Annotated in this window: 28 protein-coding genes and 1 other RNA gene; 26 read left to right on the forward strand and 3 right to left on the reverse strand. The window is 39.5% G+C overall.

Annotated features, from left to right (window positions below; all coding sequences use genetic code 11):
- The first annotated feature begins 280 nt into the window (after positions 1-280).
- The 11 genes from LS41612_RS04410 (at position 281) to ssrA (ending at position 12316) form a co-directional block, all read left to right on the forward strand.
- Positions 281-1465, forward strand: coding sequence for a phosphoglycerate kinase (locus tag LS41612_RS04410; RefSeq protein WP_024363913.1), 1185 nt, complete (start codon positions 281-283; stop codon positions 1463-1465).
- Between the two features lie 55 nt (positions 1466-1520).
- Positions 1521-2282 carry a triose-phosphate isomerase gene (tpiA, locus tag LS41612_RS04415; RefSeq protein ID WP_024363914.1) on the forward strand — a complete coding sequence of 254 codons (762 nt, stop codon included), beginning with the start codon at positions 1521-1523 and terminating at the stop codon, positions 2280-2282.
- Entirely contained in the window at positions 2275-3816 is a 1542-nt protein-coding gene (gene gpmI, locus LS41612_RS04420; RefSeq protein WP_024363915.1) for a 2,3-bisphosphoglycerate-independent phosphoglycerate mutase, read from the forward strand. The genes tpiA and gpmI overlap by 8 nt, the downstream gene beginning before the upstream one ends.
- Before the next feature lie 2 nt (positions 3817-3818).
- The gene (eno, locus tag LS41612_RS04425) at positions 3819-5111 is read left to right on the forward strand and encodes a phosphopyruvate hydratase (RefSeq protein ID WP_024363916.1); all 1293 of its coding nucleotides are present in this window, start codon (positions 3819-3821) and stop codon (positions 5109-5111) included.
- 258 nt (positions 5112-5369) lie between these two features.
- Complete coding sequence (gene secG / locus LS41612_RS04430; RefSeq protein ID WP_024363917.1) at positions 5370-5597, forward strand: preprotein translocase subunit SecG; 228 nt, start codon at positions 5370-5372, stop codon at positions 5595-5597.
- A 204-nt stretch (positions 5598-5801) separates the two neighbouring features.
- Entirely contained in the window at positions 5802-6548 is a 747-nt protein-coding gene (locus LS41612_RS04435; protein ID WP_024363918.1) for an alpha/beta hydrolase, read from the forward strand.
- Positions 6549-6585: 37 nt separating this feature from the next.
- Positions 6586-9033 (forward strand): ribonuclease R, encoded by a 2448-nt coding sequence (gene rnr, locus LS41612_RS04440; protein ID WP_024363919.1) that lies wholly within the window; start codon positions 6586-6588, stop codon positions 9031-9033.
- A gap of 61 nt (positions 9034-9094) precedes the next feature.
- Positions 9095-9562 (forward strand): SsrA-binding protein SmpB, encoded by a 468-nt coding sequence (smpB, locus tag LS41612_RS04445; protein ID WP_024363920.1) that lies wholly within the window; start codon positions 9095-9097, stop codon positions 9560-9562.
- A gap of 269 nt (positions 9563-9831) precedes the next feature.
- On the forward strand, positions 9832-10371 hold the full coding sequence (locus LS41612_RS04450) for an RNA polymerase sigma factor (RefSeq protein ID WP_024363921.1): 540 nt from the start codon (positions 9832-9834) through the stop codon (positions 10369-10371).
- On the forward strand, positions 10352-11716 hold the full coding sequence (locus LS41612_RS04455) for an anti-sigma factor family protein (RefSeq protein WP_024363922.1): 1365 nt from the start codon (positions 10352-10354) through the stop codon (positions 11714-11716). The genes LS41612_RS04450 and LS41612_RS04455 overlap by 20 nt, the downstream gene beginning before the upstream one ends.
- Positions 11717-11960: 244 nt before the next feature.
- Positions 11961-12316: a transfer-messenger RNA gene (ssrA, locus tag LS41612_RS04460) on the forward strand.
- A gap of 69 nt (positions 12317-12385) precedes the next feature.
- On the opposite strand, the gene LS41612_RS04465 is transcribed toward ssrA, so the two are convergent.
- The 3 genes from LS41612_RS04465 to LS41612_RS04475 all read right to left on the reverse strand — a co-directional run bounded on the left by LS41612_RS04465 (position 12386) and on the right by LS41612_RS04475 (position 14475).
- Entirely contained in the window at positions 12386-13468 is a 1083-nt protein-coding gene (locus LS41612_RS04465) for a site-specific integrase (RefSeq protein WP_024364786.1), read from the reverse strand.
- Positions 13469-13549: 81 nt separating this feature from the next.
- Positions 13550-14005 carry an ImmA/IrrE family metallo-endopeptidase gene (locus tag LS41612_RS04470; protein ID WP_024364785.1) on the reverse strand — a complete coding sequence of 152 codons (456 nt, stop codon included), beginning with the start codon at positions 14003-14005 and terminating at the stop codon, positions 13550-13552.
- A 14-nt stretch (positions 14006-14019) separates the two neighbouring features.
- On the reverse strand, positions 14020-14475 hold the full coding sequence (locus LS41612_RS04475; RefSeq protein ID WP_024364784.1) for a helix-turn-helix domain-containing protein: 456 nt from the start codon (positions 14473-14475) through the stop codon (positions 14020-14022).
- 177 nt (positions 14476-14652) lie between these two features.
- Here LS41612_RS04475 and LS41612_RS04480 point away from each other — a divergent pair, with 177 nt between their 5' ends.
- The 15 genes from LS41612_RS04480 to LS41612_RS04550 all read left to right on the forward strand — a co-directional run bounded on the left by LS41612_RS04480 (position 14653) and on the right by LS41612_RS04550 (position 24928).
- On the forward strand, positions 14653-14898 hold the full coding sequence (locus LS41612_RS04480; RefSeq protein ID WP_024364783.1) for a helix-turn-helix domain-containing protein: 246 nt from the start codon (positions 14653-14655) through the stop codon (positions 14896-14898).
- 52 nt (positions 14899-14950) lie between these two features.
- Positions 14951-15139, forward strand: a complete 189-nt coding sequence (locus LS41612_RS04485) for a helix-turn-helix transcriptional regulator (RefSeq protein WP_024364782.1) — start codon at positions 14951-14953, stop codon at positions 15137-15139.
- A gap of 218 nt (positions 15140-15357) precedes the next feature.
- Positions 15358-15501: a hypothetical protein gene (locus tag LS41612_RS23055; RefSeq protein ID WP_158694843.1), complete on the forward strand. Its 144-nt coding sequence runs from the start codon at positions 15358-15360 to the stop codon at positions 15499-15501.
- Complete coding sequence (locus LS41612_RS04490) at positions 15498-15734, forward strand: DUF6877 family protein (protein WP_024364781.1); 237 nt, start codon at positions 15498-15500, stop codon at positions 15732-15734. Before LS41612_RS23055 ends, LS41612_RS04490 begins: the two co-directional genes overlap by 4 nt.
- Positions 15731-15955: a hypothetical protein gene (locus tag LS41612_RS04495; RefSeq protein ID WP_024364780.1), complete on the forward strand. Its 225-nt coding sequence runs from the start codon at positions 15731-15733 to the stop codon at positions 15953-15955. Before LS41612_RS04490 ends, LS41612_RS04495 begins: the two co-directional genes overlap by 4 nt.
- 18 nt (positions 15956-15973) lie before the next feature.
- Positions 15974-16234 carry a hypothetical protein gene (locus tag LS41612_RS04500; protein ID WP_024364779.1) on the forward strand — a complete coding sequence of 87 codons (261 nt, stop codon included), beginning with the start codon at positions 15974-15976 and terminating at the stop codon, positions 16232-16234.
- Positions 16235-16245: 11 nt separating this feature from the next.
- Positions 16246-16503 (forward strand): AbrB/MazE/SpoVT family DNA-binding domain-containing protein, encoded by a 258-nt coding sequence (locus tag LS41612_RS23745; RefSeq protein WP_024364778.1) that lies wholly within the window; start codon positions 16246-16248, stop codon positions 16501-16503.
- A gap of 272 nt (positions 16504-16775) precedes the next feature.
- Entirely contained in the window at positions 16776-16934 is a 159-nt protein-coding gene (locus LS41612_RS04515; RefSeq protein ID WP_105928886.1) for a YqaI family protein, read from the forward strand.
- An 85-nt stretch (positions 16935-17019) separates the two neighbouring features.
- On the forward strand, positions 17020-17490 hold the full coding sequence (locus LS41612_RS04520) for a hypothetical protein (protein ID WP_024364776.1): 471 nt from the start codon (positions 17020-17022) through the stop codon (positions 17488-17490).
- Positions 17487-18662: a DUF2800 domain-containing protein gene (locus LS41612_RS04525; RefSeq protein ID WP_024364775.1), complete on the forward strand. Its 1176-nt coding sequence runs from the start codon at positions 17487-17489 to the stop codon at positions 18660-18662. Before LS41612_RS04520 ends, LS41612_RS04525 begins: the two co-directional genes overlap by 4 nt.
- Positions 18663-18688: 26 nt before the next feature.
- Positions 18689-19501, forward strand: a complete 813-nt coding sequence (locus LS41612_RS04530) for a DUF2815 family protein (RefSeq protein ID WP_024364774.1) — start codon at positions 18689-18691, stop codon at positions 19499-19501.
- Positions 19501-21468 carry a DNA polymerase gene (locus LS41612_RS04535; RefSeq protein ID WP_024364773.1) on the forward strand — a complete coding sequence of 656 codons (1968 nt, stop codon included), beginning with the start codon at positions 19501-19503 and terminating at the stop codon, positions 21466-21468. Before LS41612_RS04530 ends, LS41612_RS04535 begins: the two co-directional genes overlap by 1 nt.
- Positions 21469-21480: 12 nt before the next feature.
- Positions 21481-21906, forward strand: a complete 426-nt coding sequence (locus LS41612_RS04540) for a hypothetical protein (RefSeq protein ID WP_024364772.1) — start codon at positions 21481-21483, stop codon at positions 21904-21906.
- A gap of 18 nt (positions 21907-21924) precedes the next feature.
- Entirely contained in the window at positions 21925-24339 is a 2415-nt protein-coding gene (locus LS41612_RS04545) for a virulence-associated E family protein (RefSeq protein ID WP_024364771.1), read from the forward strand.
- A gap of 313 nt (positions 24340-24652) precedes the next feature.
- Positions 24653-24928, forward strand: coding sequence for a VRR-NUC domain-containing protein (locus LS41612_RS04550; protein WP_024364770.1), 276 nt, complete (start codon positions 24653-24655; stop codon positions 24926-24928).

A 24928-nucleotide genomic window follows, 5' to 3' on the forward strand; every position in this document is an offset into this window, starting at 1 on the left:
ATAAATATATTTAGAGCGCATGGCTTGTTATAACGTACACAGATATAGGAGATGTTAGATGCAAGACATCAAACGGTACTTTTGCTACTATTAAAATTGGTAAAGGTATACTTTCACTTGCTTGGACATTTTGCCATTCGATAAGCAAAGGAATTTTACAAGCATACTCGAAAAATCTTGTTACCAAAACTGTTATTCGCCAATTCAAAATGTGAACAGCCAAGATGGGTGAAGCACATTTTATTATGTCCGTACTACGAACTTTGAAGGGGGTTTCTTCATGTTAAATAAGAAAACAATGAAAGATATTGATGTAAAAGGTAAGCGCGTCTTCGTACGTGTTGATTTTAATGTACCAATGGCAGATGGGGTTATCACAGACGAAACGCGTATTCGTGCAGCCATTCCTACGATTGACTATTTAGTCGAACAAGGGGCAAAGGTGATTTTAGCATCTCATTTAGGTCGTCCTAAAGGTGAAGTAAAAGAAGATATGCGTTTAACAGCAGTCGGTATTCGCCTAGCTGAAATCATTGGCAAGCCTGTTACTAAATTAGACGAGTCCATCGGTCAAAACGTAGAAGCGACTGTCGCGAACATGCAAAACGGCGATATCGTTCTGCTTGAAAATGTACGCTTCCATGCTGGTGAAGAGAAAAATGATCCTGCATTAGCGGAACAATTTGCTAAAATTGCGGACGTTTATGTGAACGATGCATTTGGTGCTGCTCACCGTGCACATGCATCAACAGAAGGCATTGCTAAGCATGTTCCTGCTGTATCAGGTTTCCTTATGCAAAAGGAATTAGATGTGCTAGGTAAAGCATTATCAAACCCAGAGCGTCCTTTCACAGCCATTATTGGTGGCGCAAAAGTGAAAGATAAAATCGGTGTGATTGAGAGCTTACTTGAAAAGGTCGATCATTTAATTATTGGTGGGGGACTATCATTTACCTTCATTAAAGCGCAAGGTCATGATATCGGTAAATCTTTATTAGAAGAAGATAAAATTGAACTAGCAAAATCTTTCATTGAAAAAGCACAGGCAAAAGGCGTGCAGTTACATATGCCAATTGATGCGGTAGTAGCAAATGAATTTTCGAAAGATGCAGAGACAAAAATTGTCGATGTTGAAGCTATTCCTGCTGATTGGATGGGTCTTGATATTGGACCGAAAACAGCTGCGCATTATGCAGAGGTGATTGAAAAATCGAAGTTAATCATTTGGAATGGACCAATGGGCGTATTTGAAATGCAACCATTCGCAAATGGTACGAAAACTGTAGCAGAGGCAATGGCAACAACTGCTGGTTACACGGTAATCGGTGGCGGAGATTCTGCCGCAGCAGTCGAAAAATTCGAAGTAGCTGATAAGATGGATCACATTTCGACAGGTGGCGGTGCTTCACTTGAGTTAATGGAAGGCAAAGAGCTTCCTGGCATTGTGGCATTAAACGACAAATAATAGCGTTTATCAAAGTAATCTTTTTAGCAAACATAATAGATAGGAGGCATAAACGATGCGTAAACCAATTATTGCAGGTAACTGGAAGATGTATAAAACATTTGAAGAGGCAATACAGTTTGTCGAAGCTGTGCAGGATAAACTACCTTCAAATGACAACGTAGATGCAGTTATTTGCGCACCGGCACTATTCCTACCAACGCTTGTGCAAATTGCTAGTGAATCTGAATTAGCAATTGGCGCACAAACAATGCATTACGAAAATGAAGGGGCGTTTACTGGCGAAATTAGCCCTGCGCAGCTTGCGAGCGTTGCTGTGGACTATGTCATCTTAGGCCACTCTGAACGACGTGAGTATTATAACGAAACAGATGAAGCTATTAACAAAAAGGTGGCTGCAGCACTTTCGCATAATATCGTCCCAATTATTTGCTGTGGTGAAACATTACAAGAACGTGAGGCTGGTACGACAGAGCAAAAGGTAGCTGGTCAAATTACAGCAGCACTTGCCGGTTTTGCGGCACAGGATGTGGAGCATATGGTACTTGCCTATGAACCTATCTGGGCAATCGGCACAGGTAAAACAGCAACGGCAGAAGATGCCAACCAAGTATGTGGTGCTATTCGCGCAGTTGTTGAAAAATTATACGATACCGCAACAGCACAGGCTGTTCGTATTCAATACGGTGGTAGCGTAAAGCCTGATAATATTGAAGAATTGTTATCAAAAGAGCATATCGATGGTGCGTTAGTCGGTGGTGCGAGCTTACAACCCGAATCATATTTAAAATTATTGGAGGCGGCAGCAAATGCCTAAAAAGCCAGTAGCATTAATTATTTTAGATGGTTTTGCATTTCGTGATGAAACATTCGGAAATGCAGTTGCGCAAGCAAAGAAACCAAATTTTGATCGTTTTTGGAATCAGTTCCCACATGCAACATTAACAGCGGCAGGTGAAGCAGTAGGGTTGCCAAATGGTCAAATGGGGAACTCTGAAGTAGGGCACTTAAATATTGGTGCCGGTCGTATCGTCTATCAAAGCTTAACACGTTTAAACAAGTCGATTCGTGAAGGAGACTTCTTTAAAAACCAAGCATTTTTAGATGCTGTAGCGCATGTGAAAGCACATGGGTCGAAGCTACATGTAATGGGTTTACTATCAGATGGTGGTGTTCACAGCCATTATGAGCATATGTTTGCGCTGTTAAAGCTAGCGAAGGAACAAGGCGTAGATGAAGTATTTGTTCATGCATTTTTAGATGGTCGTGATGTAGGTCCAACGACAGCAATCAACTATATTGAAGAAACTGAAAAACAAATGGCTTCGATTGGCATTGGTAAATTCGCTTCGATTCATGGTCGCTATTATGCAATGGACCGCGACAAGCGTTGGGATCGAGTGGCATTGACGTATAATGTGTTGGTGGATGGTGTAGGACAAACAGCGGACAGCGCAATTGCCGGTGTGACGGAGTCCTATGAGCGTGAAGTAACCGACGAATTTGTTATTCCATTTAGTGTGCAAGAACATGGTGAAGCCGTTGCGACAATTGCAGATAATGACGCGGTTATTTTCTTTAATTTCCGACCTGACCGCGCAATTCAATTATCAAAAGTATTTACAAATCCAACATTTGACGGGTTTGCGCTCTCTGCAAAACACCCGCAAAATGTAAAATTCGTATCGTTCACTCATTATAGTGATGAAGTGAATGCGCAAGTTGCTTATGAAAATGACAACTTAAAAAATACGATTGGTGAAGTGTTAGCCTCTAATGGGAAAACACAGCTTCGTATTGCAGAAACAGAAAAGTATCCACATGTTACATTCTTTATGAGTGGTGGTCGTGAGGAGAAATTCGCTGGTGAAGAACGTATTTTAATTGCTTCTCCAAAGGTCGCAACATACGATTTAAAACCTGAAATGAGTGCATATGAAGTAACAGAAGCATTGCTTGCAGAGATTGCAGCCGATAAATTTGATGGCATCCTTCTAAACTTTGCGAACCCCGATATGGTGGGACATAGTGGCATGTTAGAGCCAACAATCAAAGCAATTGAAGCAGTGGATGAATGTCTTGGGAAAGTAGTAGATGCTCTGCTGGCAAAAGGCGGTGCAGCTATTATTACAGCTGACCACGGTAACTCTGACGAGGTTGTTACGTTAGCAGGGGAACCGATGACAGCTCATACAACAAATCCTGTTCCAGTAATTGTGACAAAACCAAATTTAATGTTAAGAAATGGTGGCATTTTAGCCGATTTGGCGCCAACCATGTTAGAATTATTAGAGGTGTCACAACCTATTGAAATGACAGGGAAATCATTAATCGAAAAAGAGGAGAATTAGTTATGCCATTTATTACACAAGTTTATGCGCGCGAAGTTTTAGACTCACGTGGGAACCCAACAGTAGAAGTTGAAGTATTTACAGAATCAGGTGCTTTTGGTCGCGCAATCGTGCCATCAGGTGCCTCTACAGGTGAATACGAAGCGGTAGAATTACGCGATGGTGACAAATCACGTTACCTAGGCAAAGGTGTATTAAAAGCTGTCGAAAATGTAAACACAATTATTGCACAAGAATTAGAAGGTAATTTCTCAGTTCTTGACCAAGTAGTAATTGACAAAGCTTTAATTGAGCTAGATGGCACAGAAAACAAAGGTAAACTAGGTGCGAACGCAATCCTAGGTGTATCAATGGCAGTTGCACATGCTGCAGCAGATTATTTAGATGTACCTCTTTATCAATATCTTGGCGGTTTCAACTCAAAACAATTACCAGTACCAATGATGAACATCTTAAATGGTGGTGCTCATGCGGATAACAACGTAGACATCCAAGAATTCATGGTAATGCCAGTTGGCGCAGAAAACTTCCGTCATGCATTACGTATGGGTGCTGAAATTTTCCACAGCTTAAAAGCAGTATTAAAAGACAAAGGCTACAACACAGCTGTAGGTGATGAAGGTGGTTTCGCACCGAACCTTGGTTCGAATGAAGAAGCAATCACTGTAATCCTTGAAGCAATCGAAAAAGCTGGCTACAAAGCTGGTGAAGAAGTGAAATTAGCAATGGACGTTGCTTCTTCTGAATTATTTAATAAAGAAGACGGCAAATACCATTTAGATGGTGAAGGTGTTGTCAAAACTTCTGAAGAAATGGTGGACTGGTATGAACAGTTAACAGCTAAATACCCAATCATCTCAATCGAAGACGGCTTAGATGAAAACGACTGGGCTGGTCATAAATTATTAACAGATCGCATTGGCGCTCGCGTTCAATTAGTAGGAGACGATTTATTCGTAACAAATACGAAAAAATTAGCTGCTGGTATTGAGCAAGGCGTTGGTAACTCAATTTTAATCAAAGTAAACCAAATCGGTACATTAACAGAAACATTCGAAGCAATCGAAATGGCGAAACGCGCTGGTTACACAGCTGTTATCTCTCACCGTTCTGGTGAATCAGAAGATGCGACAATCGCTGATATCGCAGTTGCGACAAATGCTGGTCAAATCAAAACAGGTGCGCCATCTCGTACAGACCGCGTTGCGAAATACAACCAACTTCTTCGCATCGAAGATCAACTTGGTGCAACATCAGAATACCTTGGTTTAAACTCTTTCTATAACTTAAAATAAGGTGAATCGCTAGTACTAGCTGTTCCTTTTTGAAAATTGCCTCGAAAGCATGAATGTGCTTTTAGAGGCAATTTTTTTAGGCGAGTGCTAAAATTGTGTGAGTGCCTGGCACTGACGTGCGACATAGAGATTTTTTAGTATTATAAAATTCTGAATTGTTTCGGTGCCTGTCACCCTATATTCTGTGTTTGTCATGAGAACCTTTATTTGTTATAATATAGTATGTTGTGATGTTTCAAAGTTCGGGAGGTGCAGTGTATGCATACAGCAGTATTAGTAGCTTTAATTATCGTATCATTAGCATTGATTGTCGTAGTCTTATTACAATCTAGTAAAAGTGCAGGCTTGTCAGGTGCCATCTCGGGTGGAGCTGAACAACTATTCGGCAAGCAAAAAGCACGTGGTATGGATTTAATTCTTCACCGTACAACAATTGTATTATCCATTTTATTCTTTATTTTAGCAGTTGCGATTGCAAAACTATAATAGTTGAAGATATGCCGCCTAACCTCGAATGGTTGGGCGTTTTCTTTTATCTTTTAGTTCAAAGCGTAATGTTGATATTATGTACATAGTTAAACGAAGATAAATAGGTATGAATTATACTAAATATGCACTAAAATAAGCCAATGTATCATGGATATGGCTATAATAGAGAGTATATGTTTTACAGTGAAGGAGAACTTGCGAATGAATAAATCATTATCACAGCCATTTTTCTTTCAAGCAGGCCCTCGTGCTGTGTTATTATTACACGGCTTTACAGGTAGCTCGGCAGATGTGCGTATGCTTGGTAGATTTTTAGAGAAAAAAGGGTATACTACATTAGCGCCGCATTATAAAGGCCACGGTGTGCAACCTGAAGAACTCATTACAACAGGTCCAGCCGATTGGTGGCAAGATGTCAAAGCGGCCTACCAACAATTACAAGATGCTGGCTATCAAGAAATTGCGGTGGCAGGCTTATCACTTGGCGGTGTGATGGCTTTAAATGTAGCGCTCAACAATCCTGTACAAGGTATTGTGACAATGTGTGCACCAATGACCATGCGAACAACAGACGTAATGTTCGAAGGCGTCTTAAAATATGCAAAAGACTATAAAAAATTTGAAGGTAAAACTGAAGCGGAAATTGATGCAGAAGTGGCGTTAATTGCTGACAAAGGGATGCCATCATTACAAGAACTTCGTGAGTTTATTGCGCAGACTCGAAAAGAAATTGATATGATTTATGCCCCTATATTTGTCGTACAAGCGACAAATGATGAGGTTATAGAGACAGAATCTGCCAACATTATATATAATCAAACTGAGTCACTAGAAAAGTATATCAAGTGGTATGAAAACTCAAAACATGTCATTACATTAGATCAAGAAAAAGATCAACTACATGAAGATATTTATCGTTTTTTAGAAGGGCTAAATTGGGCACACTAAAAATGAATAAGGTTTTTTATATGAGGGAGGGAATAGTATGACAGACAAAAAAGATTCACTACAAAGTCGTTTACTCGATTTTTTCGGTGAAGAAGAATATAAACCGTTAACCGTTGGAGAAATCGAAGACGAATTCGGGTTTGAAGATGCAGAAGAATTTAAGGAGCTTGTCAAAACGCTTGTGCGAATGGAAGGGCAGGGCTTAGTTGTTCGCTCACGCTCCAATCGCTATGGCTTACCGGAGCGCATGAATTTACTCCGTGGTAAATTTATCGGTCATGCAAAAGGATTTGGCTTTGTGACACCAGATATTGAAGGGATGGATGATGTATTCATTCCACCGCACGAAGTAAATGGTGCCATCAATGGCGACACGGTCCTAATTCGCGTATTAAAGGAATCCTTTGGCGATCGCCGTGAAGGCACTGTGACAAAGGTTGTGGAACGCGGACAAACAACATTTGTAGGCACATTCCAAGCAAATAGAGGATTTGGCTTCGTCGTATTGGACGATAAAAAACTACCAATGGACATCTTTATCGCAAAAGGCGATACATTAGGTGCGGTTGATGGTCACAAAGTTGTCGTGGAAATTGCCACATGGCCAGAAGATTTAAAATCAGCAACAGGCTATATTACAAAAATTTTAGGGCATAAAAATGACCCAGGTGTCGATATTTTATCGATTCTGTATAAACATGACATTCCACCAGAGTTTCCAGAAGAAGTCATCGCTGCTGCACAACGTGTGCCAGATGAAATTTCACCAGCCGATTTAGAAGGTCGTCGTGATTTACGCCATGAAACCATCGTTACTATCGATGGTGCAGATGCCAAAGATTTAGATGATGCGGTAACAGTGACAAAAAATGTAGACGGTACTTACAAGCTTGGCGTACATATTGCAGATGTCAGCTACTATGTAACACAAGGCTCTGTAATTGATATTGAAGCATATGACCGAGCGACAAGTGTCTATTTAACAGACCGCGTTATCCCAATGATTCCACATCGACTGTCAAATGGTATTTGTTCATTAAATCCACAAGTAGACCGACTAACGCTATCATGTGAAATGATTATTGATGGCAATGGGAATGTGATTGCACATGAAATTTTCCAAAGTGTTATTAAAACGACAGAGCGTATGACGTACAAAGATGTTTATAAAATTCTAGAAGAACAAGATGAAGCGCTAATTGCTCGCTATGAGTCGCTTGTACCGATGTTTAAAAACATGGCAGAGCTATCGAAAATTTTACGTCGCAAACGTGAGTTACGTGGTGCTATTGACTTTGACTTTAAAGAGTCGAAAGTAATCGTCGATGAAGATGGCTGGCCAGTCGATATTGAACTGCGTGAACGCACTGTAGCAGAGAAGTTAATTGAAGATTTCATGCTTGCTGCCAACGAAACAGTAGCAGAACATTTCCACTGGATGAATGTACCGTTCCTATACCGTATTCACGAAGATCCAAAGCCAGAAAAACTACAACGCTTCTTTGAATTCGTCACGAACTTCGGTATTTTAATTAAAGGTACAGGCAATACGGTGCATCCAAAAGCATTGCAAGATGTGTTAACAGCCATTGAAGGCATGCCAGAGGAGCCAGTTATTTCGACGATGTTACTACGCTCTATGCAACAAGCGAAGTACTATCCAGAAAGCATTGGTCACTTCGGTTTATCGACAGATTTCTATACCCATTTCACATCACCAATTCGTCGTTACCCTGACTTAGTTGTCCACCGTTTAATTCGCACGTACTTAATTAATAAAGATACGTCGAAAGAAACGCTTGCACAGTGGTCAATGGCAATGGATGAAATTGCCGACCATACATCTGAACGTGAACGTCGTGCAGTTGATGCAGAACGCGATACAGATTCGCTGAAAAAAGCACAATATATGTCTGATAAAATCGGGGAAGAATTTGAAGGTATTGTTTCATCTGTTACGAACTTCGGTATCTTTATCGAGCTACCAAACACGATTGAAGGACTTGTGCATATTAGCAATATGACCGACGATTATTATCGCTTCGATGATCGCCAAATGATGATGATTGGGGAACGTACAAACCGCCAATTCCGCATCGGTGATGAAGTCAAAGTACGAGTTGCAAACGTCATTATCGAGGAGTCATCAATTGACTTTGAAATCGTAGGAATGGTAACTTCTTATGGAAGAACAAGAAAAGCCACACCTACTGTTATTCATGCACGCAAAAACTATAGTGACAACAAAGACGGACGCAGCAGCCGTAGCAATCGTTCAGGCGGTGGCAGAGGTCGCCGTGACGAGGAAAAACCAAGCCATGGCGACTCTTCAAAACGCAGAGAACGCGGTGACAGTGATCGCGATCCACGTGGCCGACGCAAAGACAGCTCAAGCCCTGGCCCGAAAAAAGGCGTAAAACAAAAACAAAAGTTTTACGAAGGCATCGCTAAAAAAGGCAAAAAGAAAAAAACAAAACGTAAATAATGAAAAAATCCAGCGTGAGCAGGCTAAGTCCTGCTCAACCTTTGAATAGAGGGTGAACTAAATGGCAAAAGGTACTGGGAAAGTATTAGCACAAAATAAAAAAGCGGGACATGACTACTTTATTGAAGACACAATTGAAGCGGGCATGGTACTAACAGGCACAGAAATTAAAGCTATTCGTGCAGGCAAAGTCCAATTGCGCGACTCGTACGTTCGAATTACAAACGGCGAAGCATGGATTAGCAATATGCACGTTAGCCCATTCGACCAAGGGAACCGTTTCAACCATGATCCATTACGCGCCCGTAAATTGCTCCTGCATAAAAAGCAAATCGGCGAACTAGTCGGCGCAGTCAAACGCGACGGTTACACCATTATCCCTTTAAAAATGTACATTAAAGACGGCTACGCCAAACTACTAATCGGCGTCGGCAAAGGGAAAAAAGACTACGACAAACGCGACGACATGCGCAAAAAAGAAGCAAAACGTGAAATGGAACGCACCTTCAAAGCAAAAAATCAATACTAGTAGATTACGAGGAAGGCTCACCACTTGTTGTGGTGAGCTTTTTTCAATGATGTTTGCAGGTATTTGAGAGGGTGAGGAGGTTTACCCGCGAAACGAGGGGAAATACCCGCGAAGAGAGGAGGTTTATCCGCGGAATAAAGAGAAATACCCGCGAAGTAAGATGATTTACCCGCGGAACAAAAGAATATCACCTAAAGAACAAAAAATTTTCCATTTACTTGAGATTTTTTAAACGTTTTTACGTTGTTAAAGTAAGGAGGTGGGGTCTCATGGATATGCAGCTGATACAAAAAATCATTGCCGGGGATCAACAAGCTTTTCGCATCATTGTTGACACATATAAGCAGCCACTTGTCAGCTATTTAACATATCAAACGAACGACGAGGAATTGGCGAAAGATATTGCACAAGAATCATTTATCAAATGCTATGAAAACTTACTTCATTTTAAAGGTGGCTCTTTTAAGGCTTGGCTTTTTCGTATCGCGATTAATCAACTGATTGATTTTAAAAGAAAGCATAAGGAAGATGCAACACCACTTGAGGAAACGCCCTCATTAGAAACACCTGAAGTATTAATAATCAAAAAAGAACAGAACGCGTTACTTCAGCAATGGCTTGCAACATTGGAACACAAAACGCACCAAGTTTTCGTCCTAAAGTATGCTAGTAATTGCTCTTATGAAGAAATCGCTGAGACACTTAATATTCCAATATCCGAAGTACGAAACCGACTGCATAGAACAAAGAAACGGCTAAGAAACGCTATGTTGAAGGGAGAGATTAATAATGAACTGCTTATCAACTGAAGAAATGCACGATTTTATAGATGGACGAATAGAAGATAACAAAATGATGCAAATGGACAAGCATATTCAATCATGCGCAACCTGCTCTGCATTACTGGATGAACAACTTGAAACAGAACAGCTAATAAGCTACCTGTTTCCTCTGGTACATGTTGACGATTCATTTACAAATCAAGTGATGAATCAATTACCAAAGAAAAATACTTCACTTACAAAAAAGCGAGACTGGCGAGCAACTTTTGTAGCAGTCGCATTCGTCACAGCGGCATTATTATTTCTAGTATTCTCGACTATGCAGCAGGAGCCAACAACTAGTTCTACACCCATTACGATAAAAGTAAAAGACGTTAAGCTCACAGACGCTTACATTACAGTGACTCTAGCTACATCTGGCTACAATGGTGATGAAAATTTCTTCAATGAAGCAACCGTGGGAGATGTAGCACTCGTACTACCAAACGGGAAAAGTGAAATTGCTAGTTATTCTGCAGAGCAATCAATGAATGAAATTAAATTTGAGTTCCCCTTATTTAATGTGACACATGATGAATTTAAACTTCTTTTTAACTATCAACACATTTATGATGTAGATGGTCAGTGGACGTTTGAAGTACCGATTGATCGCAAGGAATTGTTAGCTCAAACAGAGACTGTCACGCTACGTTCCACGTTTGAAAAAGACGGCGTTGATGTAAACTTTATCCGTGCGCAACATGGACCACAAAACTCTCTCTTCAAATTTGAAACAAAATTTACGGAGGACATGGCAACATTTGTAGAGCAACAAGTAGAAAAGTTTACAGCTGATTTACCGCTAGCAGAAAAAGAAGCTTATGCAGGCTATAATGCACAAATATTATATGACGTTATTGACGCTGATGGACAAAAATTACAACGCTCGATGCCTGAAGATAACGTCAATATTCAAAATGATCGTTACGCTCATACGGAAACAATTAGTGCCTATCCAAGTGTAAAAGAAGGCGGCTATATAGCTGTTACTGGTGCCAAGCTTGAGTTGCCGACGAATGTCCGACATCCGCTAACTTTGGACCAATTACCGTACTCCTTTACTTATAAAGATACAGTATATGAAGTAAAGCTCTTACCCAACCAACGTCTTGAAATTTCCTCAGACGCAAAGGCTACGACGATTAACGACTGGCATATTACAGTGAACAATAAAACAGCATGGGATACAGCCCGTGTTCGAAAAGATAAAGAAAAACAGTATACAACAATCACATTCGATAAGGGGATTCAATTAGATTCGTTTATCCTTTACGGTCAAACAGAATTACAATATGTTTACTTTGATGAACCAATTCGTGTGGATATACGATAATCTAAAAACACCTTTTGATTAATAATTTTCAAAAGGTGTTTTTCATTTGCTATACTTTTTGGGCGTTGAAAGGGGACCTATCAAACTGTAAATAAGGCACTATACTTGAAGTACAGCTTGGTTTGTTTTATAATATGTATTGTTAATGCCAGATGTATTGAAGCGTAGTACTACTCTTCAACCGTACTAGAAGCAATTCTAGCTCTTTGTTTGATCGACGCCACGTGCCTCGCATCATATTCAAGGGGACGTTACGGATTCGACAGGGATGGTTCAAGCTTTGGTCGCGCGTCGGAGGTCTCGGCTCCGTCATCAACGGAAGTTATATAATAACTGGCAAACAACAAAACTTAGCTTTCGCAGCGTAAGCTCGTAAGCGCTCTGCCTCTCTATCGCCCATGTAGAGTACGTAGGGCCCAACTTTAGTGGGATACGGTCGATGGTGCCACCTGAGTCACCGGCAAGAGATTTCCAGGTTAGCGTACAGGACGCCTGTTTGTCGGCATAATGCTACGCGAAACGCAAATGGACAAACTACACGCGTAGAAGCTGAAGTATTGGAGTCTTTGGACGCGGGTTCGACTCCCGCCGTCTCCATTAAGTAGCTCAAACCATAGTAATGACAAGGCTTTAAAAAAGTGTGGTAACAATTGTGGTAACAATTCACTTTTATTTAGCTTTAAATTCAATAATTTGAGCAGGTTTGAAGTCGTTTTCCATATCGAGAACGGCTTCTTTTTCTGTTGTGGGATATAAGTGACTATAAGTGTTTAAAGTGGTAGCTACATCACTATGTCCAAGACGTGCTGCGATTACAGAAATGATTGTACCTTTGTTAATCAAATAAGAAGCATGCGAATGTCTAAAATCATGTATTCTTATTTTCTTTACTCCTGATAAAGCAACATATTTCTCGAACCGTCTGTCCAAAGTAGTTGTTGAAATACTATCATTGATCTCACCAAATACTACATAGTTCAACTTTGGGTTACGTTCTAATTTAATGGCACTTAATAAAGTCATAACATTTTTAGGCATTAATATTTTTCTACGTGATGCCTCAGTTTTTGTTGTTGTTACTTTTCGGTTATATTCTGTTTTATCTACATTGATAGCGTTAGTATCAAAATCTAAATCAGCCCATGTTAAAGCTAATAATTCACCCTTACGCATGCCACTATAATACAATGTCATGAACAATGCGTAGTACAAATCATCATCCACTACTGATACAAAAGATTTGAATTCTTCAAGAGTCCAAAAATTCACGTGTTTATTTTCTTTTAAATCAACATTACCAACAATTGAAGCTGGATTTTCTTTAGTGTACTCATTCTTAATAGCAAAGTTAAAAACAGCGGATAAAGTTGTGTGGATCTTCTTAATATGTGAAGCCGCCATTTTACTTTCAATGAGCTTATCTTGGAATTTAACAATGTCACGTTGCTTAATATTCCGTAATTCCTTACGTTTAAAATGCGGTATTAAATGTACATCTATAATACTGCTTATTTTAATATAAGAGGATTCTTTGCGTCGTTTCTGGTACCAACTTAAATACTCTTTTGCTACGAATTCAAATGTTACGACTTCTTCTACAATGCCTTCAGCTTCTAACTTCGCTTCAGCCAACAATGCAATTTTTTCTGTTTTAAAACCCCTTCGTTTAACTTGTTTTTTAGAACCATCAGGTTGTTCTATTCTAGTGATAAAATACCATGTTCCTCTAGATTCATCTTTATATACTGCCACATAAATATCTCCTTTCGAATAATCATCCTATTCAGTTATATTTACAAGTAAATCACCCCTCTCAAATTGAGAATGTTTGTTCTATTTTTTATAAAAATTTTTACCATCTATGCTTTTTAAAGATAATAGTTCTTCAGGAACTCCATTTTCTTTAATAGCATCAAAGATGGTAAAACATGAATCGTTTTTTTCTGCAAACAATTCGTCAGGTAATAACAGTTCAACAGCAAATGTATTAGCCTCTATTTCTAATTTATCTGTTGAGAATAGAGTATGTATTTTTAAAAAGGATGTGTTAGTATCCGGGTGCTGAACTGCATGACCTAATTCATGGCCACAAATAAAGATTTGAGTTTTTAAATCAGCATCTTGATTGATATGAATGATAGGTACTCTAAAATGCTTACTGTAATATCCTAGTGCATTACCTAATGGTTCGAACACAATGAGAATACCCATATATTTAGCAATTTTAAATGGATCATTGGTGCCATATTTTTTTACTAATTGATTAACGATTGACTTAATTGACGACACACGCAACACTCCTATTAACGGTACTTTTTAGGTGTGAATTTCTGTTTTGCTACACGTTTAGCTAGTCTTAATGAATTTTCTAAGCTGGATATTAATAACTCTCTATCTTCTAATTCTTCCTCACTTAATTCATCTAAAGTTCTCCCATCAAAAGATGCATGCCCCATTTTAGATAACCCTTCAAGCATTTTTTGAAGTTCTACTTGTATAGATTGTTCATCTTTTTCAGTTAGTTTTGGATTAAAGGAAATAACTTTATCATCATTTATTCCCAATAAGTAATCGGATGACACTTTGAAGTAATCAGCTATAATTCTTACGTATTCCATTTTTGGATCTGTCCCATTTTCATAACGAGAAAGCATACTTTTACTTATATTAGTATCGTATAGGGTATTAAGTTTATTTGCTAATTCTTCAAGACTTTGTTTACCTCTTAATTCTTTTAACCGTTCACCGAACGTGTTCATACGCTATTCTCTCCTATCACTATTCCTCTTATGGGAATATTTTATAATATAAGTTCCATTATTGCAACAATTAATCAAAAAATAATTCCACTTAAGGAACTATTTATGTTGACATGGCAAAAAATATGAATTATATTTGAGTTGTTCCTAAAATGGAACGTTGGGAGGTGAAAGAATTTGGATACAAGAAATAGACAACCTTACAACAAGATAAAAGCATTTTTAGTTGAAAATGAAATAAAACATAAAGATGTTGCAGTTTTGTTAGAAATGAAGCCAAATACAATATCAAAAAAACTCAATGGATTTGGTGGAGATTTTACATTAGAAGAAGCAAAATTGATGCATGTTGAACTCGGCGTACCCATCGCCTATTTTTTTGAACCTAACGTTCCTAAAAAGGAACGACGGATGATTTCATGAAGGAGGTGATTTATATGAAGGACAACTAAACCTTTCGATTGGAGTGAGTTATATGTATTACAAATTGTATGTTGCACGTAAAGAAAACAAATTAAAACAAGTAGATGTTGCCAAAAAACTAAATATTCACAGTGTCACTTATAGTCGAAAGGAGACTGGCGAAAAAGAGTTTACATTGTCCGAAGCATTCAAGCTTGCCGAAATGTTCGATACTACTGTGGATAAGCTTTTCGGAGGTTAAACCGAATGAACACAACCAACAAACAATGGTTAGCGATGTCGGATGAGGAAAAACGGGTTGCTTTAAATAAGCGATTGAGAGGTGAAGGTAAATGACAGAGCAAGAATTTTGCGATTGGCTGCTCGAAGATTACGGCTGGCAAGCTACAAAATAATTAATATTCATGTTGCAGGTAAAATAATCCGCGTTTTGTACGCGAAAGGAGGCGAGATTGGCGGATGGCTCACTATGAATGTAAATATTGTGATTCCTGTTTTGGTTCAACTTTGATCGATGGTGATCGAGTGTGTGTTGGATGTGGGGCTGAATGGGCAGATGCAAAAATTCTAGTAGAAGATGAGGAAGAAGGTGAAAACAAATGAACATTAAACCAGTACCAGTTGCATTAGTCGGTGAAGCCTTAACAAGTGTTACGCCACTGTATGAGTTACACCAAATTGCTTGCGAGTTACCTTTAAACGTTCTATCAGATGTTAAACAGCGAATAGGTGATTGGCTAGCAAGTGGTGGAAAAGAAACGGATCCATACATTAAACAACAAGTTGCATATGCAAAGAAAGTTTACCAGGCATTGAGAGGAGGTGAAAGAGGATGAATAAATACACAGGAGAGTTTTATGTCCAAAGCACTGGTAATGACAAAATTTTCGTTGGCAATCGTGTACGTTGTAGCTGGAACTCTAAAGGTTATAGTGGCGGCTGTTGGCATGGCGTAATAACACGTATCACATCAAAAGGCATTTATATTGATGTCGGCAATAAGCGTGATAAATACGTATGCTTCGTTGATATTCAAGAATTATCAATATCAGTTTAAAAAAGAGGTGAAAAAAGGATGAAACTTCAATCTGCAGATGAAATGAAAAAAGTTTCTGGAAGTAATTTTAGTAAATTGAAGGCAAATGCATTGGAAAGCGATGAATTTAAAAAACTTATTAAAGGGATTGAAACGCAAGCTGAAAAAGGTCTTTGTGAGTACACATATTACCACAATACAGACAAACAAATTGTATCCATTTTTCAATCGGTACTACTAGAGAATGGCTACAAAGCTAGTAGGCATCTTTCAGATTTAGGTCTAACTATTAAATGGTAGGAGGAAATCAAATGAAATCAACAGGTATTGTACGTAAGGTAGACGAACTTGGTCGCATTGTTTTACCAAAAGAGCTAAGACGTACTTTAGGAATCGAGGAAAAGGATCCAGTAGAAATTTATATCGATGGTAACCAAATCATTCTACAAAAATATTTACCAAACAGTGAAAAAGAAGATGTAATTTCATCTTTACAAAAGATGGCTTCAAGTGCTAAAAACCCAAACGTGATTGAGACTATTGAACGTGCAATTAAATTAATTCGGTAGGGGTTGAGTCTAATGAATGTTAAGGATGATATTACTTATGACAAATATGGACGTATGCAGTACCATCCAGAGTTTCATTTTTCTCATGGTAAACCTTTTAGTGAATCGGAACTTGAATACATTTGTAAGTTTTACGAGGTGGACCACACTAGAATGATTTCATTTGCAATTGGAAGGACAGAACACACTATTCGATCAAAAGTAGACTCTCTAAGAAAAAAGGACTATTCAATCATTATAAAAATCTTAATAAGCATTGGTAGGTGGATTGTTTGAAAACAGTTGAAGATTATCCAAGCGAAGATATGTACGGTACTGAAATTCAAAAAGGGGATATTTATTATATTTTCGGTGAATCAGTTGTCTTAGAAAGTAATTTAGATGATTACCTTACAGAGCATCTAAAGGGTGAAATGCTCCTTGCAAAATAAAATGAGCCCATACCGTTGCACCGGATATAGGCTCACAAGTAATACACCAATATCAACACTATAACACGAAAAGAGGTAAACTTATATGAATTTTACATTGAATATCCAAGCACCAGGTCTTGAAAACGCCCTGAATAACTTAGCTTCTGCACTACAAGGAAACGTTGTTAATGTTGCGTCGGTTGTTAGCGAACCTCAATCAGTTCCGCAACACCACCAACATCAGCCAATGCCTGAACAAATTCAACAACCTGCAGCTGTTCCAACTTCTACGCCAGTACAGCAACCAATGCACCAGGTACAAGGGCAACAACCTATGGCTCAACCACCTGTTCAGCAACAACAGCCAATGCCTCAACAAACTGTGCCAACTTCGCAAACATCTTATTCAATGGATCAATTAGCTGTAGCTGCAACTCAACTTATGGACGCAGGAAAACGAGAACAATTAATGCAACTTCTAGCGACATTTGGTGTACAAGCTTTAACAACTTTACCGCAAGAGCAGTATGGCGCTTTTGCAACAAAATTACGTGAGCTAGGTGCAAACATATGACGAAGGAAATTAAGCACGCTGAGAGGGCGCACGCGCTACTTTCGGCCTCTGCATCCTCTCGTTGGTTGAATTGTACACCTAGTGTCCGTTTAGAAGAACAGTTTCCTGATTCAACGTCTACTTATGCCGAAGAAGGTACACTTGCACACGAAATAGCGGAATTAAAGCTTCGTAAATACTATACCGAGCCTATGAGTCAACGCACGTTTAACACTCGTTTGAACAAGATGAAAAAACACGAATTGTTCCAGGAAGAAATGTTGAAACATACAGACACATACCTGGAATACTTGCAGGGCCTTACAATCGGCATGAAATCAACGCCTTATGTAGCAGTAGAAAAAAGGATTGATTATAGCGCTTATGCGCCTGAGGGCTTTGGTACAGTAGACTGCTTAATTATTAGTAGTGACACGCTTTACGTAACTGATTTTAAATACGGTAAAGGTGTTTCAGTGAGTGCCGAAAACAATCCTCAAATGAAGCTTTATGCATTAGGTGCTTTGATTGAATATAGCTTTTTGTATCCAATTAAATCTATTAAATTGGCAATTATCCAACCTCGTTTAAATAGTATTTCAGAATTTGATTTTACAGCTGATGAATTACTGGCATGGGGAGAGGAAATAAAACCGATTGCTCAACAAGCTTTTGAAGGTGTAGGGGAGTTTGTGCCAGGTGAACACTGTAAATTCTGCAGAGCTAAAGCACAATGCCGAGCAAGGGCAGACCAATACGCAGCATTAGACGATTTTAAACAAATGAAACCGCCATTGTTAAGCAATGAGGAAGTTGGCCAAGTTTTAGAAAAAGCACAGCATATTGAGTCATGGGTCAAAGCTTTAAAAGATTATGCCTTAACAGAAAGCTTAAAAGGCACAGAAATAGCAGGATGGAAAGCTGTTGCTGGCCGAGGTTCAAGATCCTTTACTGATTTAGATTCCGCATTTGCTCACTTAAAAGAGAACGGAATTGATGAAGCTTTGCTTTATGATCGTGTACCATTGACTGTTTCACAGATTGAAAAAGTATTAAAAACTGAACAATTTAGAAGTTTGCTAGAAGAACCTGGACTTGTTCAAAAATCCGCAGGAAAACCAACGCTTGCACCAATAGGAGATAAACGAAAGCAGATCTTCAATGCTCCAGATGCCGCAAGCGATTTTAACTAAACCATTCAAAAAGGAGAAATGAAATTATGACTAATCAAAATCCAACTCGTGTTGTTACAGGTGAAGTACGTTTAAGCTATGTGAATTTATTACGCCCTCGCGAAACTCAAAGTGGGGCTATGAAATTCAGCACCACTTTACTTATTCCAAAATCTGATTTTGCTACAGTACAGCGCATAAATGCGGCAATTGAAGCAGCAAAACAAATTGGTAAAACAAAAGTTTGGAACGGTGTTATTCCTCCAATGGTCGCTATTCCTTTACATGATGGGGACGGTGTTAAGCCTTCTGACGGTATGCCGTTTGGCGATGAATGCAAGGGTCATTGGGTTTTATCCACTTCATCAGGAGCCGATCAGCCTCCTAAGATTGTTGATATTAACCTTAATCCTGTTATTGATCCAACAGAAGTTTATTCAGGAATGTATGCACGTGTAGCAATCAATTTCGCACCTTATGCACAAGCAGGTAAAAAGGGTGTTGGCTGTTACCTAAGTACAAACGTTCAAAAAACACGTGATGGAGAGCCTTTAGGAGCATCGGCACCAGCTGCAGCTGATGATTTCGGGCAAGGTCTAGGAGGAGCGCCAGGTGTACAAGTGGATCCGGCTCAATTGCCTTTTAACCAACCACAATACTCACAACAACCACCAGCTCAACCTGGTTATGGCCAATATCCACAATACCAACAACAACAACCGCCAATGCAACAAGGATATGGTCAACAGCATCCTATGCCTCAGCAAGGATATGGCCAACAACAGCAACAACCTGCACCACAGCAACAACAGTTTGATCCAATTACTGGCGCACCAATCGGTGGCGTTTATGGACTATGATTCAATCATTAAATATCGACATTGAGACTTTTAGTAGCGTTGATATTAAAAAGGCGGGATTGTACAAATATGTGCAATCCCCCGATTTTCAAATATTGCTTTTTGCGTACTCAGTGAACGGTCAACCTACACAGATTATTGATTTAGCACAGGGCGAAATGATACCTCAAAACATTATTCAAGCTTTGGCTGATCCTTATGTAACAAAGCACGCTTATAACGCGGCCTTTGAATGGTATTCATTAAGTAAATTTTTTAAGACTCCTTTAGAACAATGGCGCTGTACGATGTTTCACGGCTTATATTGTGGATTTACAACCGGTCTTGGGCCAACAGCTGTTGCGCTAGGTTTACCTCAAGATAAAAGGAAAATGACTGCAGGTACAGCTCTTATTAAACTATTTTGCACACCGACAAAGCCGAACAAGAAGAATGGTGGTCGTACTCGCACGTTACCTCATCATGAGCCTGAAAAATGGTTGCTTTTTAAGGATTATTGCGTGCAAGACGTTGAAGTTGAGAAAGAAATTGCAAGGCGGCTATATCGTTTTCCAGTACCGCAAGCTGAACAGCAGCTTTGGGAGCTAGATCAGCGAATAAATTTAAGAGGTGTAAAGATTGACCAAGAGCTAGTAGAAGGTGCTTTACATGTTGACGCCTTAACTACTGCAGTACTAACAATTGAAGCCTCAAATATCACAAAACTTGCGAATCCTAATAGTACTCAGCAACTTACTGTGTGGCTTGAAAGTAAGGGAATTCAGGTTGAAAATCTTCAAAAAGAAACGGTTTCTAATTTAATAAATGAGTCAACCGGTGAGGTAAAACGAGTTTTAGAAATCCGGCAAGAACTTTCAAAAACAAGCGTAAAGAAATACCAAGCAATGATGGAAGCTGTGGGTGAAGATGGACGAGTAAGGGGCCTTTTACAACACTATGGTGCGAACCGGACAGGAAGATGGGCCGGGCGATTAGTACAAGTGCAAAACCTACCTCGAAATTACCTTGATACATTGGGACTTGCTAGGGATTTAGTAAGTACCAAAAAGGTTGAAACACTTAAATTCATTTATGGGAATGTACCTGATACTTTGTCTCAGCTTGTACGAACAGCATTTATACCAAGTAAGGGTAATACTTTGTTAATTTCAGATTTTAGTGCTATTGAGGCGCGTGTCATTGCCTGGCTAGCGGGTGAACAATGGCGCTTAGACGTGTTCAATACACACGGGAAGATTTACGAGGCCTCAGCCTCACAGATGTTTGGCGTTCCACTTGAACTGATTAAAAAGGGTAATCCAGAATACGAGTTACGACAAAAAGGGAAAGTGGCCGAACTTGCTTTAGGGTATCAAGGGGGATCCGGTGCGCTTATACAAATGGGAGCCTTAAATAACGGCTTATCAGAAGACGAGTTACCGGACATTGTAAGGCGCTGGCGGTCTTCAAATAAAAGAATCGTAGATTTATGGTACTCATTAGAAAATGCGGCGCTTGCAGTATTACGAACAGGGCAACCAGTGGGCGTTAAAGGCTTACTATTCGCTAGGGAAAGCGATATTCAAAACGGATTAGATTTCTTAACTGTCACACTACCAAGTGGCCGCAAATTGTACTACGCAAAACCTTTTCTTGCTGAAAATGATTTCGGTAAAGAAGCTATCCATTATTGGGGCATGGATCAAACAACTAAAAAGTGGAGCAAGGTTTCTACTTATGGGGGTAAATTAACCGAGAACATTGTCCAAGCCGTTGCTCGTGATTGTTTGGCCGAAACATTAAAACGTTTAGAAATTTCAGGTTATGAAACCGTGATGCACATTCATGACGAGGTTGTGCTTGATGTACCAGTGCATTTAGCTGATTTGGATAAAGTGGCGGCCATTATGGGCCATCCTATAGCCTGGGCGCCAGGATTGCCGTTAAATGCCGATGGCTTTATTTCGGCTTATTACATGAAAGATTAGGAGGGTAAAAGTATGTCCTATGAGGATCATTTTAATTCTATTGTTAAAAAATTACGATCTGAGGCGCAAAGCATTAAAAGTAAATTAAGAGCGCAAAACATTGACCGTGATAAAGAATGGAAATTAGAAAATCAATTGGTCAAGCTTCAAAATACAATTGCTCAGTTTGACACCAAGAAAGTAAAACCTCGAAAACTTTCAAATGGATCTGTTGTAAATGTGTTTATTCTTGATGCTTTTTTAAAGAAATTAAAACAGTTTGACCATGAATTAGTTGAAACAAGTGATGGGCTAGAATTGCGATATTGGTCTAAAAAACATCCGGAGCATTCAAAAGGGAAAATGATATTTTACGCCCTGGATCGGTACTTACTCTTTGAAATTCCTTTCTTAGAAGAATCTTATAGAGTGGTAAAGCTTGAAAAGGCCCTGGCATAAGGAAGGATGAAAGCTGCTATGCAACATAATCGACAAATAACAATATCGGCAGCTGGGAGCAGGAAAGCGACTGTATGGCCTGCTCAAAAATTATATTGGTCTGAATTAGTTGAACGGTTACGTACACCAATCAGAGGCACAGAAGCATTAGAAGAATATCTGAAAATGCCTAAGTCGCAACAGGACGAACTTAAAGACGTCGGGGGCTTTGTTGCTGGTGAATTATTAAATAACAGACGTAAAGCCACAAACGTATTAAGCCGTGACATTTTAACACTCGATTTGGACAACATCCCGTCCAGTGGTACTCAAGATGTACTGAGAAGGTTGGAAGGTCTAGGGTGCGCTTATGTAACGTATAGCACACGTAAACATCATGAGAGCAAGCCGCGTTTACGTGTGCTTGTTCCTTTTAACCGGACCGTTACAGCAGATGAATACGAGCCCTTAGCGCGTAAAATGGCATCAATTATCGGGATTTCTTTCGCGGATCCTACAACATTTGAAGCTTCAAGGCTGATGTATTGGCCGAGTTGTTCAGCTGATAGTCAGTATGTATTTCAGTTTGGCGATAAACCGTTTTTAGACGCTGACGGTGTGTTGGCTATGTACGGTGATTGGCGCAACATTCAGGAATGGCCGGAGGTACCAGGAGCAGGGCAAGCACATGTTCGTTTAGCAGCCAAGCAAGGGAATCCGTTAGATAAACGAGGAGTGATTGGGGCCTTTTGTCGCCAATACGATATACACGCGGCCATTGATACATTTTTACCTGGTGTCTATACGCCAACAGATGATGGTAGTGGCCGTTATACGTTTATTGAAGGATCAACCGTTGGTGGTGCTGTTATTTATGAAGATGGGTTATTTCTTTACTCGCACCATGCAACTGATCCTTGTAGTGGGAAACTAGTAAATGCTTTTGATTTAGTGCGGTTGCATAAATACGGGGATTTAGATGATGAAGCAAAGGCAGATACACCGGTAAATAAATTACCTTCATTCATGCAAATGAGTTCATTCGCTTTAAACGATGCTGGTGTGGCAGCCGTGATGAACCAGGAACGTTATGAACGTGCAGTTGCAGACTTTGGCCAACCGGGGAATGTAGCAACGACAGGGGATGAAGTGAGTTGGATTCACAAATTAAAATTGAATCCTGCTAATGGCCAGCCACAGCGAACAAGTGAAAATGTGCTAATTACTTTAGAAGGTGATACAAATTTACGTGGCCGGATCCGGTTAGATGAATTTGCAAATGCCATTGTCGGTTTTGCACCGATGCCCTGGGCGCCTCGTGATCAGGAACAAGGTTCTTTTCAATGGGGTGAAAATGATGATTTTGGCCTAGCAATCTATTTAGAAAAAGTGCTAGGTTTTCAATCGAAAGACAAGATTAAGCCTGCATTAAATCAGTGTGCTGCACGTAACCGGTTTAATCCTGTTACAGAATACTTAAACAATGTTACCTGGGATGGTGTGAAACGATTAGAGACACTATTTATTGAATATCTTGGTGCAGCAGATACACCTTATGTGCGTGCTGTTACACGTAAATCATTTGTTGCTGCAGTATCAAGGGCAATGGTTCCAGGCTGTAAATATGACACAATGCCTGTATTAACAGGGGCTCAAGGTTTAGGTAAAACCACGTTAATACAGATGATGGGGAAAGCCTGGTTTACGAATAGTGTCGAAACTTTTGAAGGGAAAGAGGCTGCTGAATTGCTACAAGGCACGTGGATAGTTGAGATTGGTGAAATGGGTGCCTATAATCGTTCAGATTTAAATACGATTAAGGGCTTCCTAAGTCGAACATTTGACCATTATCGTGCTGCTTATGCAGCGAAAACAGAAAAGCATCCAAGGTGTTGCGTGTTCTTTGGTACCAGTAACCGAAGTGACTATTTAAAAGATGCAACCGGAGGCCGCCGTTTTTGGCCAGTTGATGTTGGTGTGCAGCATAACGTGAAAAGTGTGTTCCAACATTTAAGTAGTGAAGTGGATCAGTTATGGGCTGAGGCCGTGATGTATTGGCGGCTGGGCGAGTCGCTGATATTAACTGGCGAATTGTTAGAAGAAGCGCAACGTCAACAGGAGAGTCATTCAGAACAGGATCCACGTGAAAGTCTGATACGTGAATTTGTTGAGCGTAAAGTACCTTTAGACTGGCAGAAAAAAGATGTTAGCACAAGGAAAGCGTATTGGGGTGGCGAGTTCGGAAATCCGGAAGTTGTCACAGAAGAACGTGATCGGATTTGTGCAGTAGAAATTTGGGTTGAATGTTTGCAGGGCGAGATCCGCAACATGAAGCGTACGGATTCAATAGCTATAAATGATGTAATCGGAAAAATGGAAGGATGGGAAAAGCAAACAAACGCTTTTAGATTCGGCCCTTATGGAAAAGTGAAAGGCGGATTTATCAGAAATTAAAATGTCAACCTTCCTTCGTTTTCAACGTCAACTTTGGCCTGTTTTGTCAACCTTCTAAAAAATGTAAAATGTCAACCTGTCAACCTCACAAAACATAGAAGGTTGACGGCAAAGTTGACGCTTGAAACCTTGTCATACCTACATTTATTTATATATGTCAACCTTGTCAACTTTAATATAAACAAATATATAAATTAGGCATATTAGGTGGATTAGGCGTATATACGTTATGCCTAAATAGCCTAATTATATATATAGGTGAAAATAGCAAAAGAAAGTAGACAAGGTTGACAAAGAATTGGAGGCTACTATTTTGAGAGAAAGAGATATTGAAACTCATTTACGAAACGAGATAAAGAAAATCGGAGGAAAAGCTTATAAATGGGAATCACCAGGTAACGCAGGTGTGCCGGATAGGATTATCTTTTTACCAAATGGCCAAGTGCATTTAGTAGAGTTGAAAGCGCCAGGTAAAAAACCAACAGCCTTACAACTTGCACAGCATCGAAAATTAGCATTACTTGGCCATCAAGTTTATGTGTTAGACAGCAAAGAAGCTGTAAATGGATTTATTCAGGATGTGATGTAA

Source organism: Lysinibacillus sphaericus, from assembly GCF_002982115.1.
GTDB classification, from domain to species: Bacteria; Bacillota; Bacilli; order Bacillales_A; family Planococcaceae; genus Lysinibacillus; species Lysinibacillus sphaericus.

Coding starts and splice junctions, on each gene's coding strand:
- LS41612_RS04410 (WP_024363913.1), top strand. CDS start 281: ATGTTAAATAAGAAAACAATGAAAGATATTGATGTAAAAGGTAAGCGC.
- tpiA (WP_024363914.1), top strand. CDS start 1,521: ATGCGTAAACCAATTATTGCAGGTAACTGGAAGATGTATAAAACATTT.
- gpmI (WP_024363915.1), top strand. CDS start 2,275: ATGCCTAAAAAGCCAGTAGCATTAATTATTTTAGATGGTTTTGCATTT.
- eno (WP_024363916.1), top strand. CDS start 3,819: ATGCCATTTATTACACAAGTTTATGCGCGCGAAGTTTTAGACTCACGT.
- secG (WP_024363917.1), top strand. CDS start 5,370: ATGCATACAGCAGTATTAGTAGCTTTAATTATCGTATCATTAGCATTG.
- LS41612_RS04435 (WP_024363918.1), top strand. CDS start 5,802: ATGAATAAATCATTATCACAGCCATTTTTCTTTCAAGCAGGCCCTCGT.
- rnr (WP_024363919.1), top strand. CDS start 6,586: ATGACAGACAAAAAAGATTCACTACAAAGTCGTTTACTCGATTTTTTC.
- smpB (WP_024363920.1), top strand. CDS start 9,095: ATGGCAAAAGGTACTGGGAAAGTATTAGCACAAAATAAAAAAGCGGGA.
- LS41612_RS04450 (WP_024363921.1), top strand. CDS start 9,832: ATGGATATGCAGCTGATACAAAAAATCATTGCCGGGGATCAACAAGCT.
- LS41612_RS04455 (WP_024363922.1), top strand. CDS start 10,352: ATGAACTGCTTATCAACTGAAGAAATGCACGATTTTATAGATGGACGA.
- LS41612_RS04475 (WP_024364784.1), bottom strand. CDS start 14,475: ATGAACACGTTCGGTGAACGGTTAAAAGAATTAAGAGGTAAACAAAGT.
- LS41612_RS04485 (WP_024364782.1), top strand. CDS start 14,951: ATGTATTACAAATTGTATGTTGCACGTAAAGAAAACAAATTAAAACAA.
- LS41612_RS23055 (WP_158694843.1), top strand. CDS start 15,358: ATGGCTCACTATGAATGTAAATATTGTGATTCCTGTTTTGGTTCAACT.
- LS41612_RS04490 (WP_024364781.1), top strand. CDS start 15,498: ATGAACATTAAACCAGTACCAGTTGCATTAGTCGGTGAAGCCTTAACA.
- LS41612_RS04495 (WP_024364780.1), top strand. CDS start 15,731: ATGAATAAATACACAGGAGAGTTTTATGTCCAAAGCACTGGTAATGAC.
- LS41612_RS04500 (WP_024364779.1), top strand. CDS start 15,974: ATGAAACTTCAATCTGCAGATGAAATGAAAAAAGTTTCTGGAAGTAAT.
- LS41612_RS23745 (WP_024364778.1), top strand. CDS start 16,246: ATGAAATCAACAGGTATTGTACGTAAGGTAGACGAACTTGGTCGCATT.
- LS41612_RS04520 (WP_024364776.1), top strand. CDS start 17,020: ATGAATTTTACATTGAATATCCAAGCACCAGGTCTTGAAAACGCCCTG.
- LS41612_RS04525 (WP_024364775.1), top strand. CDS start 17,487: ATGACGAAGGAAATTAAGCACGCTGAGAGGGCGCACGCGCTACTTTCG.
- LS41612_RS04530 (WP_024364774.1), top strand. CDS start 18,689: ATGACTAATCAAAATCCAACTCGTGTTGTTACAGGTGAAGTACGTTTA.
- LS41612_RS04540 (WP_024364772.1), top strand. CDS start 21,481: ATGTCCTATGAGGATCATTTTAATTCTATTGTTAAAAAATTACGATCT.
- LS41612_RS04545 (WP_024364771.1), top strand. CDS start 21,925: ATGCAACATAATCGACAAATAACAATATCGGCAGCTGGGAGCAGGAAA.